General features: G+C 36.2%; 14 protein-coding genes and 2 pseudogenes. 2 read left to right on the top strand and 14 right to left on the bottom strand.

The genetic code is table 11. The features are described from left to right. Positions 1 to 54: 54 nt before the first annotated feature. The 7 genes from MRBLBA3_RS04420 to MRBLBA3_RS04450 form a co-directional block, all read right to left on the bottom strand. Positions 55 to 1,539 carry a S41 family peptidase gene (locus MRBLBA3_RS04420; RefSeq protein WP_002077899.1) on the bottom strand — a complete coding sequence of 495 codons (1,485 nt, stop codon included), beginning with the start codon at positions 1,537 to 1,539 and terminating at the stop codon, positions 55 to 57. Positions 1,540 to 1,609: 70 nt separating this feature from the next. Then, positions 1,610 to 2,503 (bottom strand): permease-like cell division protein FtsX, encoded by an 894-nt coding sequence (gene ftsX / locus MRBLBA3_RS04425; protein WP_000645024.1) that lies wholly within the window; start codon positions 2,501 to 2,503, stop codon positions 1,610 to 1,612. Further along, entirely contained in the window at positions 2,493 to 3,179 is a 687-nt protein-coding gene (gene ftsE / locus MRBLBA3_RS04430) for a cell division ATP-binding protein FtsE (protein ID WP_000594330.1), read from the bottom strand. Before ftsE ends, ftsX begins: the two co-directional genes overlap by 11 nt. A 321-nt stretch (positions 3,180 to 3,500) precedes the next feature. Continuing rightward, a complete protein-coding gene (gene cccB, locus MRBLBA3_RS04435) occupies positions 3,501 to 3,824 on the bottom strand; it encodes a cytochrome c551 (RefSeq protein ID WP_000727963.1) in 324 nt (107 codons plus the stop codon). Positions 3,825 to 4,282: 458 nt separating this feature from the next. Further along, positions 4,283 to 5,381 (bottom strand): peptide chain release factor 2 gene (gene prfB, locus MRBLBA3_RS04440; protein WP_097809445.1). Its coding sequence is split into 2 segments (ribosomal slippage): positions 4,283 to 5,308 and positions 5,310 to 5,381, totalling 1,098 coding nucleotides; the frame shifts between segments, so codons are not numbered across the junction. Positions 5,382 to 5,524: 143 nt separating this feature from the next. Further along, on the bottom strand, positions 5,525 to 8,032 hold the full coding sequence (gene secA / locus MRBLBA3_RS04445) for a preprotein translocase subunit SecA (RefSeq protein ID WP_000579391.1): 2,508 nt from the start codon (positions 8,030 to 8,032) through the stop codon (positions 5,525 to 5,527). Positions 8,033 to 8,285: 253 nt separating this feature from the next. Continuing rightward, positions 8,286 to 9,224 (bottom strand): helix-turn-helix transcriptional regulator, encoded by a 939-nt coding sequence (locus MRBLBA3_RS04450; RefSeq protein WP_088008465.1) that lies wholly within the window; start codon positions 9,222 to 9,224, stop codon positions 8,286 to 8,288. 83 nt (positions 9,225 to 9,307) lie between these two features. Between MRBLBA3_RS04450 and MRBLBA3_RS04455 the strand changes: the two are divergent. Continuing rightward, a pseudogene (locus MRBLBA3_RS04455) lies at positions 9,308 to 9,750 on the top strand (VOC family protein). Between the two features lie 104 nt (positions 9,751 to 9,854). Here the strand turns inward: MRBLBA3_RS04455 and hpf are convergent. The 7 genes and pseudogenes from hpf to MRBLBA3_RS04490 all read right to left on the bottom strand — a co-directional run bounded on the left by hpf (position 9,855) and on the right by MRBLBA3_RS04490 (position 16,005). Beyond that, on the bottom strand, positions 9,855 to 10,397 hold the full coding sequence (gene hpf, locus MRBLBA3_RS04460) for a ribosome hibernation-promoting factor, HPF/YfiA family (protein WP_000671193.1): 543 nt from the start codon (positions 10,395 to 10,397) through the stop codon (positions 9,855 to 9,857). A gap of 326 nt (positions 10,398 to 10,723) precedes the next feature. Beyond that, complete coding sequence (gene cspC / locus MRBLBA3_RS04465; RefSeq protein WP_001990088.1) at positions 10,724 to 10,921, bottom strand: cold shock protein CspC; 198 nt, start codon at positions 10,919 to 10,921, stop codon at positions 10,724 to 10,726. 125 nt (positions 10,922 to 11,046) lie between these two features. Then, positions 11,047 to 11,736: a ComF family protein gene (locus tag MRBLBA3_RS04470; RefSeq protein ID WP_363379872.1), complete on the bottom strand. Its 690-nt coding sequence runs from the start codon at positions 11,734 to 11,736 to the stop codon at positions 11,047 to 11,049. Beyond that, positions 11,736 to 12,944: pseudogene (locus MRBLBA3_RS04475) on the bottom strand (DEAD/DEAH box helicase). The gene MRBLBA3_RS04470 and the pseudogene MRBLBA3_RS04475 overlap by 1 nt, the downstream one beginning before the upstream one ends. Before the next feature lie 130 nt (positions 12,945 to 13,074). Next, positions 13,075 to 14,442: an NlpC/P60 family protein gene (locus MRBLBA3_RS04480; protein ID WP_141532887.1), complete on the bottom strand. Its 1,368-nt coding sequence runs from the start codon at positions 14,440 to 14,442 to the stop codon at positions 13,075 to 13,077. Between the two features lie 233 nt (positions 14,443 to 14,675). After that, positions 14,676 to 14,990 (bottom strand): winged helix-turn-helix transcriptional regulator, encoded by a 315-nt coding sequence (locus MRBLBA3_RS04485; protein WP_000400851.1) that lies wholly within the window; start codon positions 14,988 to 14,990, stop codon positions 14,676 to 14,678. 172 nt (positions 14,991 to 15,162) lie between these two features. Further along, positions 15,163 to 16,005 (bottom strand): DegV family protein, encoded by an 843-nt coding sequence (locus MRBLBA3_RS04490; RefSeq protein ID WP_000844771.1) that lies wholly within the window; start codon positions 16,003 to 16,005, stop codon positions 15,163 to 15,165. Between the two features lie 238 nt (positions 16,006 to 16,243). Between MRBLBA3_RS04490 and MRBLBA3_RS04495 the strand changes: the two genes are divergently transcribed. Next, the gene (locus MRBLBA3_RS04495; protein WP_363379875.1) at positions 16,244 to 16,879 is read left to right on the top strand and encodes a YigZ family protein; all 636 of its coding nucleotides are present in this window, start codon (positions 16,244 to 16,246) and stop codon (positions 16,877 to 16,879) included. Positions 16,880 to 16,935: the final 56 nt, after the last annotated feature.

Below are 16,935 nucleotides of genomic sequence, written 5' to 3' on the forward strand. Positions count from 1 at the left end.
TTATCATATTTAACACATAAAAAAATACAGGCATCAAAGTGCCTGTATTCTTTCTTATTTCGCTATTAATTTCAATGCCGTTTGTAATTGTAAATCGTTTTCTCCAGAACGGATTTTTTCAATAATTTTATTTTGAATTGCTTCAGCTGTCTTTTTATCAAGTTGCCCTGTCGCTTCAATCTCATTTGCATTTTGGAACGCTTTTAGTGCTGATTCTGTCTCTTTACTAAAGTATCCATCTTCACGACCTGGTACATATCCTAAGCTCTTAAGCATTTCTTGCGCGTGTTTTACTTGCACATCATTTGAATTGTATGAAAGTGTCTTTTCAATTTGAAGTGGTGTCGCATGATAATAATCTGGTTGCTTCACTTCTACAGTTGGCGCGATTCCTTTTTTATGAATCCAATTACCGTCCGGTGTTAACCATTTAAACATCGTTAATTTGATGTTGCTGCCATCTTTAAATGGAACAGCCTGCTGAACAGTACCTTTACCAAACGTTTTTTCACCAATTAAATCGTATCCTTCTCCTTCTTTTAGCGCACCAGCTAAAATCTCTGAAGCAGAAGCACTTCCGTTATCAATTAATACTGAAATTGGATATGATTTTCTCTCTTTCAATTCCGTAGAGAATTTCTTCTTCTCACCATTTCGCTGTTCTACTTGCAACATTGGCTTTTTATCTGTCATGATTTCTCCTAGTATGTCTTCTACACTATTTAAATAGCCACCAGGATTGCCACGTACATCAATAACTAAGCCTGTAATATTTTTCTTTTCTAATTCTTTCAACTGATCCTTAAACTCTTTCGCAGTATTTTCAGCGAAAGAAGTAATTTGCATATAACCGATATCTTTTCCGCTCTCTTTCTTTACTGAACTAAATACAGTGAAGATTGGAATCTTTTCACGCTTAATTTTAAATACGATCGGATCAGCTACTCCTGCGCGCTTAATTTCAATTGCAACAGTCGTTCCTTTTTTACCACGAATTTTCAATACTGCTTCTTCACGTGATAAATCTTTCACACTATTTCCATCTACAGATAAAATTTGGTCGTTCGGTTTAATTCCTATCTTTTCTGCTGGTGAACCTTTAATCGGCGATACGATAATAAGCTTACCATCCGTCTTGTTCACTTCAGCTCCAATCCCTTCAAGCTCAGGATCTAGTGACTGACTAAACTGTTTTGCCGTTTCTTTATCCATATACGTGGAATAAGGGTCCTTCAGCGTAGACAACATGCCTTGTATTGCACCTTCGACTAACTTGTCGTCTTTCACGTCTTCCACATAACGTGAATCGATTAGTGCATACGCCTCATTAATTTTTGCCAAATTCCCTTGCGCTGTGCTAGCATTGCCATTCGACATCGTTTGCGTTACATACGCTGGATTTATCCCAAGCCAGTACATACCGCCAAACATCCCGCCAGCACCAATTAAAAATGCAACAACCATTCCAATAATTGCAACTCTACGTTTCAATGCGGAATTCCCCTTTCCAGAACACACAGGTGGTGTAGCAAAAGGCATCACACGATGTGTGATGCCTTTACCTATTTCTACTATATGATAAGCTTGTACGAATTATGTTTGCAACTTTTTATACTTTTAAGAAGCGACGAATTGACATTACACTTCCCCACATACCAATTAATGCACCAATTAACACTAATAAACCAGCTAATTGGAATACGAACGGGTTGTATGGTAGAAGCTCGAAAATTGTTCCGCCAAGTTTTTCATTAAACACACCTTGCAATGAATTATATATAACTAAAATTACTCCGATTGGAATAATTGATCCTAATACTCCTAGGAATAATCCCTCTAACAAGAACGGCCAACGAATAAACCAGTTTGTTGCACCAACAAGTTTCATAATTTCAATCTCAGTACTACGAGCATAAATTGTAATTTTAATTGTGTTAGAGATTAAGAACATCGCTGTGAATAGAAGACCAGCAATTAACGCAATCCCGATATTACGACCAGTTTTTACAGTATCAAATAATTTTTCAACTTGACCTTTACCATATTGAACATTACTTACAAACTGCATTTTCTCAACTTTTTTCGCAATCGCTGCTGTATCAGTCGGCTCTTTCGCCTTTACAACAAATACGTCTTTCAGTGGGTTATCTTGCTCAAATAATTCGAACGTTTTTCCACTATCGCCTAAGCTTTTAATTAAACGTTTCAACTCTTCTTCTTTAGAAGAATATTTAATAGAATCTACTTTCGCAATTTTACTCATATCTTCTTCTAATTTCTTTTGATCAGCTTCTTTTGCTGCTGGATCAATATGCACACGAATTTCTACATCTTGCTCTACTTTCGTCGCAAAATGGTTCATATTCATAATCGCTGTTAAAAAGACACCTACAAGTAATAATGTAACTGTTACTGCACTTACAGAAGCAAACGTCATCCATCCGTTACGGGATAGATTTTTCACACCTTCTCGCAAATGTCGACTAAGGGTTTTAGCCTTCATATCCGTATCCTCCCTCAATCTCGTCTCGAACAATTTTTCCGCCTTCAATTGCAATTACACGATGACGAATTGTATTTACGATATCTGCGTTATGTGTCGCCATAACAATCGTTGTACCACGCTCATTAATACGTTTAAAAATCTTCATAATATCAAGAGCTGTTTCAATATCTAAGTTACCTGTTGGCTCATCGGCAATTACAACCTTTGGCTTATTTACAATCGCTCTTGCAATCGCCACACGTTGTTGCTCTCCGCCCGAAAGCTCATTTGGAAGTGCATCGGCACGCTCTTCAAGACCAACAAGACCTAATACTTCTGTAACGCGCTCACGAATCGCATCTGGTTCTTCTTCAATTACCTCTAAAGCAAACGCAACATTCTCATATACCGTTAATTTAGGTAGCAATTTAAAATCTTGGAAAATTACGCCTAATTGACGACGGAAATATGGAACATCTCTTTCTGCTAATGTTTCAATTACAAGTCCATTTACATTAATTGATCCTGTAGATGGTTTCTCTTCACGATACATCATTTTAATAAATGTAGATTTTCCGGCTCCACTCGGTCCAACTACGTATACGAATTCACCTTGTTTAATGTTAACTGTGAGACCAGCAATGGCTTTCATACCATTTGGGTACTCCTTATAAACATTCGTCATTTTTATCATTATTTATCACCCAATACTTAATGATTTTTTTCGAAATACTTTTCTGCACATTTGAAAATAAAAGAAAACCTTACTCTCGCTTGACCATTCTTGTTGAAGGTAGCTTTCATACATGCTTTTTATTAGCACCGCTACTCTATGTAATATATTTCATCAAAATTCTACAAACCTCATTGTAACATCAATCGGTTTCCAGTTCGGATACAATTTTGTTACAGTTATGTTACATCCCCAAAAAAGGTAAACGAGCTAATGTAATTGCTTAACCTAAAGCGCTTTTCGGTCAAGTTATACAATCAGCTCGTTTATTAATTACGTTTCTTATTTATGTTCAGCTAACCACTCAGCTACTTTTTTCGCATCTTCACCTTGAATAATTCCTGGTGACATTGAACCGCGACCTTTTTCAATAATCTTTTCAATCTCTGCTGCGTCGTATTTCTGCCCTACTTTTCGTAAATCGGGTCCAGTTGCTCCTGATAAATCTTTAGCATGACAGCCTATACAACTTTTTTGAAAAATTTGTTCTGCACTATCTGTACTTGCAGATTGTTTAGAAGGTTTACTTTCTTCTTTATTTCCACATGCTCCTAAAGCAAAAACGACTGATGTTCCTAACGCAATAGCCAACAATTTCTTTTTCACTTCTATCGCTCCCCATTGTTGATATTCTTTTCATTCCTAACTAGGCAATAGTCCTCATAACACACTCAATATTCATTATAAGCATTATCTTTATATAGAAAAACTAAGGTGTATTTCATATTTTTTACAAATATATCGAGAAGCCTAATAAAATAAAGCTTTCACAAATTGTTTCAATTCTGTGAACACCTTAGAAAATTCTATAAAGAACCTCTTTCTTCAAAGTAAATCAAAAAAATTCTATATAAGATCCTACTCTATTACCGCTTTGTTTTACTATTCTCTACTTTTTACAAAACAATATGCAGCGCTGTATTCTACATATAATCTCATCAAAAAGAGAAGTTGTCGTTTTCAACTTCTCTTCCTCATTATTTCATCAATATAAATAAGATAAACCTCTTTATATCCTCTTTTACCTCAGCATGTGCCAACAATCCTGTTGGCTTTTTCTCTTATTAAATACGAGAACGTAAATACGCATCAATAAATGGATCAATTTCTCCATCCATAACTGCTTGTACGTTACCGACCTCTGTATTTGTACGGTGGTCTTTCACAAGAGAATACGGGTGGAATACGTAAGAACGGATTTGGCTACCCCATCCGATTTCTTTTTGTTCACCGCGGATTTCATCTAATTGTGCTTGTTGTTCTTCTAATTTCTTTTGATATAATTTTGCTTTTAACATTTTCATTGCATGCTCACGGTTTTTAATTTGAGAGCGCTCTGACTGACATGTTACAACCGTATTTGTCGGTGTATGCGTAATACGAACTGCTGAATCTGTCGTATTAATGTGCTGCCCACCAGCTCCACTTGCACGGTACGTATCAATTTTCAAGTCTTCTGTACGCACTTCAATTTCAACTTCATCATTGAACTCAGGTACAACTTCACAAGATACGAATGATGTATGACGACGACCTGAAGAATCGAACGGTGAAATACGTACAAGACGATGTACACCTTTCTCTGCTTTTAAGTAACCGTAAGCGTTATGCCCTTTAATTAATAAAGTAACACTCTTAATACCAGCTTCATCACCTGGTAAGTAGTCAACCGTTTCTACTTTAAATCCACGTTTTTCAGCCCAGCGTGTATACATACGTAATAACATAGAACCCCAGTCTTGTGACTCTGTTCCACCTGCACCTGGGTGTAATTCTAAAATCGCGTTATTTTTATCATAAGGATCGCTTAGCAGTAACTGAAGCTCATACTCATTCATCTCTTGAATTAAAGTTTTCACTTCTGACTCTAATTCCTCATGTAAATCCTCATCATACTCTTCCTTTAACAGTTCATGCGTCATTTCTAAGTTTTCGAACGTCTCATCTAACTGACGGAAACTTCCAACCATATCTTTCAGCGCATTCGCTTCATTAATTACAGTTTGTGCGCCTTGTTGGTCATCCCAAAATCCTGCGCTCATCATTTTTTCTTCTAATTCTGCAATTTGTTTTTCCTTAGTAGGGAGGTCAAAGAGACCCCCTAAAAGCCGCTAATCTCTTAGCCATTTTTTCTAATTCTTGCCTAATTTCTACTAATTCCATTTCCTTCACCTCTATGTAATTGCTGTTACTTTCATATGAAAACAAGGGAAACTCTCTCCGCTTATTACGGAGAGAGTTTAATCCTTTTTATTACACATTTTTGATGTAAAAGTTTGCACAGCAGTCTGAACTACCGCTCTGTATTACTGCCCAATGCCACAACAGTTTTTATATTTTTTGCCACTACCGCATTTACATAAATCATTGCGTCCCATTTGGTCACCTTTTACAACCGGTTTTTTCTTCGCTTCTTCGCCATCGCTAGATGGATGAACAGCTTCACCTTGAACAACTTCTTGACGCTCTAAGTTTTGTTCAATTTCAGCTTTCATAATGTAACGAGAAATTTCCTCTTCGATAGAAGCAATCATTGACTCGAACATTGCGAATCCTTCCATTTGATACTCACGAAGTGGATCAATTTGACCGTACGCACGTAAATGAATACCTTCACGAAGATGATCCATCGCATCAATATGCTCTGTCCATTTCGTATCTACAACACGGAATACAACAACTTTTTCGAACTCACGCATTTGCTCTTCTGGCAGAAGCTTTTCTTTGTCGTTGTAACGCTCTAATAACTTCGCGATAATTGGCTCGCTCATTTCCTCTGGAGCAAGACGACGTAATTCTTCTTCTTTTACATCTCCTTCTTGCAGAAGGTTTGTATTTAAGTAGTCAACAAGACCTTTAATGTTCCAATCTTCTTCAATTTCCTCTTGTGTATGAAGCGCAACAGCACGTTCTACCGTAGATTTCATCATACCTTCAATAATGCTGCGTAAGTTCTCAGAATCCATTACTTCTTGACGCTGTTTGTAAATAACTTCACGTTGCTGACGAAGTACATCATCGTACTGCAGTAACTGCTTACGTGCATCATAGTTATTTCCTTCTACACGTTTTTGTGCAGATTCTACCGCACGAGAAACCATTTTACTTTCGATCGGCTGTGAATCGTCCATACCAAGGCGATCCATCATCGCTTTCATATTATCAGAACCGAAGCGGCGCATTAGTTCATCTTCCATAGACAAGTAGAACTGCGTTACACCAGGGTCCCCTTGACGACCAGCACGACCACGTAACTGATTATCAATACGACGGCTTTCATGACGCTCTGTACCGATAACTGCTAGACCAACGTTTTTAATATCGTCTCCAAGCTTAATATCCGTACCACGACCAGCCATATTCGTCGCAATCGTTACAGCACCTTTCATACCAGCTTCTGCAATGATATCTGCTTCACGCGCATGGTTTTTCGCGTTTAAAATGTTATGGCGTACACCTTTACGTGTTAACATTTTTGAAATAAGCTCTGACGTTTCAATTGCAACTGTACCAACAAGAATAGGTTGTCCTTGTTTATGACGATTTACAATATCCTCAACAACTGCATTGAATTTGCCTTCCATTGACTTGAAGATTAAATCAGCACGGTCATCACGAATAATATCTTTGTTCGTTGGAATTACGATAACATTCATATTATAAATACTACGGAATTCTTCTTCTTCCGTTTTCGCTGTACCAGTCATACCAGATAATTTTTCATACATACGGAAATAGTTCTGGAACGTAATTGTTGCCAGTGTCATACTTTCATTTTGAATTTCTACGCCTTCTTTTGCTTCAATAGCTTGGTGTAAACCTTCGCTATAACGACGACCTTTCATAAGACGACCAGTGAATTGGTCTACAATTACGATTTCGCCTTCTTGCACAACATAATCTGTATCAAGGTGCATAACAACGTGTGCACGAAGCGCCTGATTAATATGGTGAAGAAGTGCTACATGTTTTAAATCGAATAAGTTATCGATATGGAAAGCTTTCTCAGCTTTCGTAATACCATCTTCTGTTAACATTACATTTTTCGTTTTCACATCAAATGAATATTCTTTCTCATTTTCTAATGTACGAACGAATGCATTTGCAAACATATATAGCTCTGCTGATTTTTGAGCTTGTCCAGAAATAATAAGCGGCGTACGTGCCTCATCGACTAAAATGGAATCGACTTCATCGATGATAGCAAAATGAAGTGGACGCTGAACGCACTGCTCTCTATATAGCACCATGTTGTCACGTAAGTAATCGAATCCAAGCTCGTTATTTGTGCTATACGTAATATCAGCAGCATAAGCCTCTTGTTTCTCTTCGCGTGACATACTGTTTAAGTTAATTCCTACTGTTAAGCCAAGAAACTCATGAAGTTGTCCCATTTCGCTCGCATCACGTTGCGCTAAGTATTCATTGACTGTAACAACGTGAACGCCTTTTCCTGTTAAAGCATTTAAATATACAGGTAAAGTAGACGTTAACGTTTTACCTTCACCCGTTTTCATCTCAGAGATATTCCCTTCATGTAAGGCAATACCACCCATTAACTGCACACCATATGGACGCATTCCAAGAACACGAGTTGCTGCTTCACGAACAACCGCAAAAGCTTCAGGAAGTAGATCGTCTACTGTCTCACCTTTTGTTAAACGCTCTTTAAATTCAAGCGTCTTTCCTTTTAATTGCTCATCAGTTAGTGGCTTAATAGATGATTCTAATGCATCAATTTGCTCAACTGTCTTCTGCATACGTTTAATTTGGCGTTGGTTAACATCGAACACCTTTTTTAAAATACCGATCATAGGGAATACGCTCCTCTTTTTATTAAAATAAAACTTCCGATTGCTTTTTTCTTTCTCTCTTTACAATCAGTCGTTATAAAAATCAAATATATGTTATGCCAATTTTTCTCCTAATTAAAAAAACTAAAATGTATAAACCTAATGATAATTGTAACACTTGTCTTATAACTATGACAACAATCGTCCAAATGTCTAGCCCTATATTCAGAAAAAGTTTGTATTTCATTTGTTCCAACAAACTAATCTCTCTTCGTTACAAATTTTGTATTAAATCTATGTAGTATTCTTTTAAGTTCTCTTTTAAAGAAGATGGCTCAATTATTTTTATAGTTTTACCAAAACTAGCTAGATACGAGATGATAAAGTCAATTTCAGCAGGCTCATAAGTTCCTATTAAATATGTCCCTTCATGTTCCTCCCATAATTTCATCGAAGGATATTGTTGTTGCTTAAATATCTCTATCCCCCTCGCAGTAATTGAGCATTTAAATTGAATAGCTTGTTCAGTTGCTTTCCAAAGAATATGTGCGTTATGTATATTTATATTTTCCAAATCCAGACTATCCTGAGCATCTACTATTTCTGACGACCTAATACGATCACAGCGAAACACTCGATAAGCAGATTTATCTAAATCGTAAGCCTGACAATACCAATAACCTTTCATTGCATAAATCGAAATCGGCTGAATACGGCGCATTGTCGTTTGTTTCAGTGTTACATAGTTTATAGTTAAAGCCCTATTTTGAACAGCGGCTAACAAAATCTCTTCTAGATAACCACATTCATGTGCTTGTTCCGAATGAAAAAAGGAAACTCTTTTTTGCAAGTTTTCAATTTGCTCACGCTGTTTTGATGAAACACTATCCAAGAACTTCTTATTGATGGAACGAAGCGAGATTTGAAAGGGAATACTTACAAAACTACTTAGTGCTTGCATTGCAAAATAAAGTGCAAAAACTTCATGATTTGTAAATGAAATCGGTGGTAATGTCATCGCTTTTATTAAACGATATCCTCCATATCGACCATACTCTGCAAAAAGAGGTACACCCATTTCCTCTAAAGATGCAATATCACGTAAAGCTGTCCTTTTTGAAATTTGAAATTCATCCATTAAATCTTTCAATGTGAATGTTTGTTTTTGATTAATAAAGCGTAGCATCTGATTTAAACGTTCAACTTTTTTCATAAACTCTCCCTATAGGTGCCAATGTGTGGCACCTTATACTTGTATAGTAATAAGTGTACACATATTATGAAGGAGGCAATACAATGAACTTTGAAGTAATCACTTTTTATCATTAAATGGGCAAGGTGCTAAAGCAATTGCATTTTACGAACAGTATTTAGGTGCAAAAGTTTTATTTAAAAAGAATTATAAAGAAATGAAAGAAATAGATCCGAATTTCACGTATAAAGAAAGCCAAGAACATTATATTACCCATTCCGTTTTACAAATTGGTACTAATAAAATTATGATTGCAGAACAGGCAGTGGATTCCACACGCCCTTGGCAATTAAGTAATAGCTCATCATTATGCATTCAATCTAAAGATTTCCAAACCATTGAAACACTCTATCACAATCTAATTCAACATGATGAGGTTTATATTTTAACACCTTTTGAAAAAAATTCCTTCAGCCCGGATTATGCCATTGTGCGAGATCCTTTTGGAATAGTAATACAATTAACCGTGACAAAACATGACTTCTAAATTTCATTACGAATTAGCCATTAAAATTCATATCAATATTACAAGATAAGGAAGCAAAAAACATATAAAAAAAGCGTAGCCATTTTGGCTACGCTTTTGAATGATTATTTTGTTTCGATTAAACCATATTTCCCGTCTTTACGGCCATATACAACATTTGTTTCATTTGTATCAGCATTTGTGAAGACGAAGAAATTATGTCCTAGCATATCCATTTGTAGGATCGCTTCTTCAACGTCCATCGGTTTTAAATCAAATCGTTTTGTACGTACAAGTTCTAATTCATCCTCTTCTACCGCATCCAGAACAGCTACTGCTTCTGGAAGGATAAAGTTTGTTTTCACAGAACCTTTCTCACGTAACTTACGATTTACCTTTGTTTTATGTTTACGAATTTGTCGCTCAAGTTTATCAACTACTAAATCGATAGCAGCGTACATATCGCTATTAGTTTCTTCTGCACGAAGTAATAAATCAGTAAATGGAATTGTTACCTCGACACGTTGCTTGTCAGAGTATACTTTTAAATTAACTTTAATCTCTGGGAATGTATCAAAATAACGCTCTAACTTACTTAGTTTTTTCTCTACATATTCCTTTAATGCTGGAGTTACTTCAATATTTTCACCACGAATGTTGAATTTCATAGATGAATTCCTCCTTTCAAGCCTATGTACTATAATTTCGACATTGGCTTAAAAACTCCTTCTAACTTTTTTAAAAAAATTAGTGGAATTGCGATTTTTTTATCGTTTTTTGTTGAAATGAAAAGATGCATCGTTTCTATCTTTATTTTATCCTATTAACATCGTGAATAACGAATGTAACTGTGGACAATTAGTTACAGAAAAGAAACAACTTTTCGACAACTTTACCACAACAAAAAAGCCCTTATTACGAACAAGAGCTTTTACCATCCCATCTATATAATACTGCTAAAAATACAGCTCTATCTTTTCCAAAAACTTAACCTTTACAGTTTCACAACATTAGCCGCTTGCGGTCCACGCGCTCCATCTACAATATCAAACTCCACTTGTTGACCTTCTTCTAACGACTTATACCCATCTTGTTGAATAGCAGAAAAATGGACAAAAACATCGTCACCATCTTCACGCTCAATAAATCCAAATCCCTTTTCTGCATTGAACCATTTTACTCGTCCTTGCATGTTCATTCCATTCCCTTCACTCTTAAAATCAGGGCATTCGCCCCATATTTTGACTATAACGAATGACAACATATTAAGTCAAAGAAGACTTGTCGTCTTTTTATTCCCCATTTCGACAGCGCATATTAGCTTCTACAAAGCGTCAAACTGGAAGCTTCTCTCGCTCCTCTACCATACAAAAGGCTTCCAATTTGCCTAACAGTAATTCCTGTCGCATACACATCATCCACGATTAAAACATGTTGCTCATGAAACATCTCTTCCCCTTGAAAATAAAAAGGATTAATCCCCGACACCCTTTCTTTACGCTTCTTCTTACTTTGTTTTTCTGTTTCTATTCTTTTTAATGATGTACAAAGCATTTTGACAGGCAAACAAGAAGCGAGTAACTCAGCTTGATTAAAACCACGTTCGTATTCTCGCTCTTCACTAAGTGGAACTGGAATGACAGCTGAAATATCCGCAAAATATTTTTGAAAAAGACTTCGAAAAGGCGGATGGAAAATATGCACTAATTCAGTATCTCCTCGAAATTTAAACTGTGCTAATATTTCTTTCATCCCTTCACCATACATTATGAGAGACGGAAATCTCCCCTCGCTCATCCACCTTATACAATCCGTGCAAATATCACCGTTCTTATATTCCACTGGTACAAGTTCTAAAGGCCGGCCACACTCCTTGCAAATATCTCCTATAATATAGGAAAGTTTCTGCTCACATCTATCACATATATACTTTTTATGGGGCTTAACAAAAAAAGTGTACCAACTAATCGCGCACGAAATATATTCATCACAAAGTAGACAATGCATCAATCTATCAGTCCTTGTTCTTTAGCCTTCTTATTCATACTTTGAATATGTTTTTTCGCACGCACCATCGCCTCTGTCTTTCCATAATGAAAATAGATGACATCTCCATGAGGTTCATCAGAGCTTCTGCCAGCGCGCCCTGCGATTTGAACGAGAGCACTTTCTAAAAATATTTCTTCCTCTGCTCCTAAAACTGCTACTTGTAAATTCTTCACAGTTACCCCCCGTTCCAAAGTCGTCGTTGTAACCAATAAAGGGATTTCTCCCTTCCTAAAAGCTGCTACCTTCTCTTTTCTCGCCGGATCTTCTGCATGCACACCGTCAATTTGATTGTTTAATGATTTTAATAACTGGCTAATTTCTTCTACATATCGCACATGAGGCACAAATAGAAAAATAGGATGTCGTTTAGATAAGTACCTATTTAACCATTGTAATAAAGCACGAGGAATTTTTTTACACATAAGACCCTTTTTCCAATTTCCGCACCACCGAAATATCGGGACTGGCAATGGATGACGATGATAACGACCTGGAATAACAATCCCTTTTTGCTTACCATTCCGCAATTTGCGCTTCCACGTTTCATCTGGAGTTGCAGTTAAATAAATACGTGCTGCCTCCTCTTTCATCGCTTCGTTTACTGCATAATGCAACATCTTATCCGCATGATATGGAAAAGCATCTATCTCATCTACAATCATGACATGGAACGCTCTATAGTAACGTAACAATTGATGTGTAGTCGCAACGATTAACGCCGCATCTTTTTCTCCGTCTAAACTCCCTCCGTATAAAGCAGCTACATTTATATTCGGAAACACTTCTTATAATCTTGGTGCTAACTCAAGTACAACGTCCGTTCTCGGCGTTGCAATGCAAACTCTCTCTCCCCTTTGTAGTGCCTCTGCAATTCCACGAAACAACATTTCTGTTTTTCCAGCCCCGCGCACCAGTACAGCACATTCACTGACCCTTCCCATCGTTATACACTTACAACAATACGTACATACTTTACTGCACCGTTTACATACAAATGATGCAAATAGTCGTTGCTCTATATTGCCGCAACGCTGGCACGTATATTTTGAAAATTTCTTAATTACACCTTGCACACAAACGACTTCTCGGTTCCTTTTCAAATGATCCAATTTATCCTGCAAATCTGAAGAAAGTTCTTTTAACAATAACTGTCTACCAGCTAACATCATCAATAACCACCTCCAGCACTACTATAAATCCTTCTCTTTATCTCGTAAAAACTCAAAAAAGCCGATAACCTACTTATAAAATAGTAAGCTATCGACTTTATACACGTATTTTATTCAATTATAAATCCTAGAATCTACCGTATCCTAAGAAATGTTTTTGGTTGTACGAACTGTTAATATCACCGTACGCAATCCCTTTATCACTCGCATGAATCATTTGTCCATTTCCAACATAAATACCGATGTGAGACGGACCATTTTTATAAGTGTTTTGGAAGAACACTAAATCTCCAGGCTGTGGGCTACTTACTTTAGAAACTGAATTCCAATATCCATTAACATCTTGACGACCTACACCATAAATGTAAGAAATGAATCCACTACAGTCAAAACCACCGTTTGATGGAGATGCACTTGCCCAAACATAAGGCATACCTAAGTATTGTTGTGCTTTACCAATTACGCCAGGAACCGGAGTTGGACCTGGTGCTGGCTCTGGTTTTTTGTTTTCTTGTTTAGGTGTCTCTTTTTTAGGCTCTTCTTTTTTAGGCTCTTCTTTTTTAGGCTCTTCTTTTTTAGGTTCTTCTTTTTGAGCTTGTCCACCATTATTCGCTGGTGCAGCTTGCTGTGCTGGGGCTGCAGCTGGTTGAGCTTGTGCTTCTTTAGCCGCTTGTTCTGCTTGTTTTTGAGCAGCAGCTTCTTGTGCCGCTTTTGCTTGCGCTTCTTCTTCCGCAATACGTTGTAATTGCAGTGCTTGTTTCTCAAGATCTTTCAATTGACTTTCCGTGCTTGTCATCGTAGTTACAACTGTATCCATTTTACCGCTTAAATCGTTTACCACTGTTGCTTTTTTCTCTTTTTCAGCGTCAAGTTCTTTCTTAGCAGTTTCAATTTGAGCTTGTGCTTCTTTTAATTCTCTTTGTTTTTCTTTTACTGTCTCAACATCTTTTTTCACGTTCGTTTGATCTTCTTGTTGAGTTTTCATGATATCTTCGTCAGACTCAAGAATTTTAGACATAGAATTGAAACGATCCACTAAATCTGCAATGTTTTTAGAGTTTACAAGAACTTCTGTTACAACGTTCGTGTTCGGTTGTTCTTGTAGTGCAACTAAACGTTTTCTTAATAACTCTTCACGTTTTGCAATCTTTGTTTGTAATTCTGCAATATCTTTATTTTTCTTTTCAATTAATTGCTCAGTATCAGAAACTTTTTTCGTTGTTTCATCAAGTTTTGCAGCGTTCTCTTGAACAGACTTATCTAAACCTTGAATTGTTTTGTTTAAGTCGTTCATTTGTTTTTGTAATTCATCACGTTCTTGTTGTTGTTTATGTAAAGTGTCATTTTGTGTGTTAATTTGTGAGTTCACGTCAGAAATTTTATCCTCTGCAAATACATTTGGTGTTAGCCCTGAAAACATTAACCCTGCAACTAATGCGCAAGATGCCATTTTTAGCTTTTTCATTTTATTTTTTACACCGCTTTCTTTTTTCATTTTCCGTATATAACCTATTAAAATTTATACCATAATTCGGGAGTTTTTTTGCTAATGTTACGGTTTTGTAAAATAAATGTAATATTACATTTATCTCTATAGCAAAATATATCTAAATTTGTATATATATGTAGAAATTTAGGTGACTTCCGATATTTTTTATAGAATTGAAAAAAACGTAAGGGAATCCCTTACGTTTTGAAAATACTCCAAGTATGAATGAGATAGAAACATTACTTCATCCATTTCTCAGCCCAATTTTGGACTTCATCCATAACACGTTCCAACGCTTTCCCTTTATCAGTTAAACCATACTCGATTCTAACTGGTACTTCTGGGTAAACATTACGAACTACAATACCTTCACCTTCTAATTCCTTTAAACGTTCTGACAACATACGATCGCTCATATTCGGTATAATATCTGCGATTTCTCTAAAACGTTTCGGCTCTTCCAACAAAGATTTAATAATTAAGCCAGTCCATTTCTTACTAAGCAATGTAAAAGCTGACTCAAACTTTGGACATAAACAAGAATTATGCTCCATATGTTTCACCTCTCTTCTATTATAAAATAGTTTCTTGTAAAAAGTAAGTAATAAAACTTTCCTCATTATTTAATTTTACGTACATTTTACCATTTCCAAATATTAACTTGTCAATTCTTCGTAAAATACCCGTAAAAAACCCTCTTCAAGTAAGAGAGCTTTTACATCTTTATCACTTCGTATACCAGCCTAAACCAAGCGCACCTTCACCTAAATGCGTCCCAATTACAGCTCCGAAATAACTCGTACGAATTGTAACGTGAGGGTATATCTCTTCTAATTCTTGTTTCCATTCATTAGCTTCCTCTTCACGATTCGCATGAATAATAACAGCCTCCATAGGCACACCTTTACTTGCCTGCTCATCAAAGATTTCAACGATACGTTTTAATGCTTTTTTACGCGTACGAATTTTTTCGAATGGAATAATTATTTTATCTCTAAAGTATAATACTGGTTTTACTTGTAACAAACTGCCGATGAAAGCTTGCGCGCTATTTAATCTTCCACCGCGCTGTAAATGATGTAAATCATCTACTACAAAATAAGCATCCATCGTTTTTTTCATTTCATCAAAGCGAGCGATAACCTCTTCTGGAGCTTTCCCTTCACCTGCTAATTTCGCACCTTCACGCACGTAAAATCCTTGTACTTCACAACTAATTTCAGAGTCGTACGTATATACATCGATACCATCTACCATCTGTCCAGCTGTCGTTGCCGTTTGGTATGTACCACTAATTCCACTGGAAAGGTGAATGCTAATAACTGCATCATATTCTTTAGATAACTCTTCATATAACTCTAAAAACTTTCCAATTGCTGGTTGCGAAGTTTTCGGAAGTTCTTCTTGTTCACGTACTTTTACATAAAAATCATTTGCTGAAATTTCAGCCTCTTCTTGATAAGATTCCGTTCCAAACACAACGTTTAATGGAATCATATATATATTGAGTTCATCACGAATATGCTTCGGTATATATGCTGTACTATCAGTAACAATAGCTGTTTTCATTTTCGTACCTGCCTTATAAAAAAATTTTATTCCCTAATTTTACACGAAAACGAGAAAAGGTGCATCCATACATAAAAATGCCAATTAGAAATTATAATCACCCTCTCGACAAATTACAACAACAAGATCAAATCCTCATCAAAAATTTCAACATATTTGCAAAAAATGTTTGAATATAAAAACAACCGCTTTTAAAATGTAAAGTACTAGTCATTTTGAAGAATAGGGGCGTATACCATTGTTATTACAATATTTAACAATCAAAGGCTGCGGCGAGCACGAAATTGTCATTCAAAAATCAAGATTCATTTGCTATGTAAATCGCGCCACAACAGAAGAGGAAGCTCAAGCATTTATACAAAAAATAAAAAAACAAAATTGGAATGCAACACATAATTGTTCTGCATATTTAATCGGTGAACAAGATCAAATTCAAAAAGCGAATGATGACGGTGAACCGAGCGGCACAGCTGGTGTACCTATGTTAGAAGTATTAAAAAAACGAGGTCTAAAAGATACTGTCGTCGTCGTTACACGCTATTTTGGCGGCATTAAACTTGGTGCTGGTGGATTAATTCGTGCATATGGAAAATGTACAAGTGAAGGTCTTAACCATGTCGGTGTTGTTGAACGAAAACTAATGCGCGTTATGCAAACAGAAATTGATTATACGTTGCTTGGCAAGCTAGAAAATGAATTACGTAATTCAGAATATACCATTAAAGATATACACTATCTAGAAAATGTCACATTCGATACTTATGTAGAAGAGGACAAAAAACAACCATTCATAGATTGGATGATTGAATTAACAAATGGGAAGTGTACAATTAAAGAAGGAGATATGTTGTACTTAGAACAAGACGTTATCTAAGAATAGCTAACTTATCGCCTCTAAAGATTAATGTAGTGAATTAATTCCCTACAAAT

Origin of the sequence: Bacillus sp. LBA3-1-1.1 (assembly GCF_040676495.1) — a bacterium.
Taxonomy (GTDB): domain Bacteria; phylum Bacillota; class Bacilli; order Bacillales; family Bacillaceae_G; genus Bacillus_A; species Bacillus_A nitratireducens.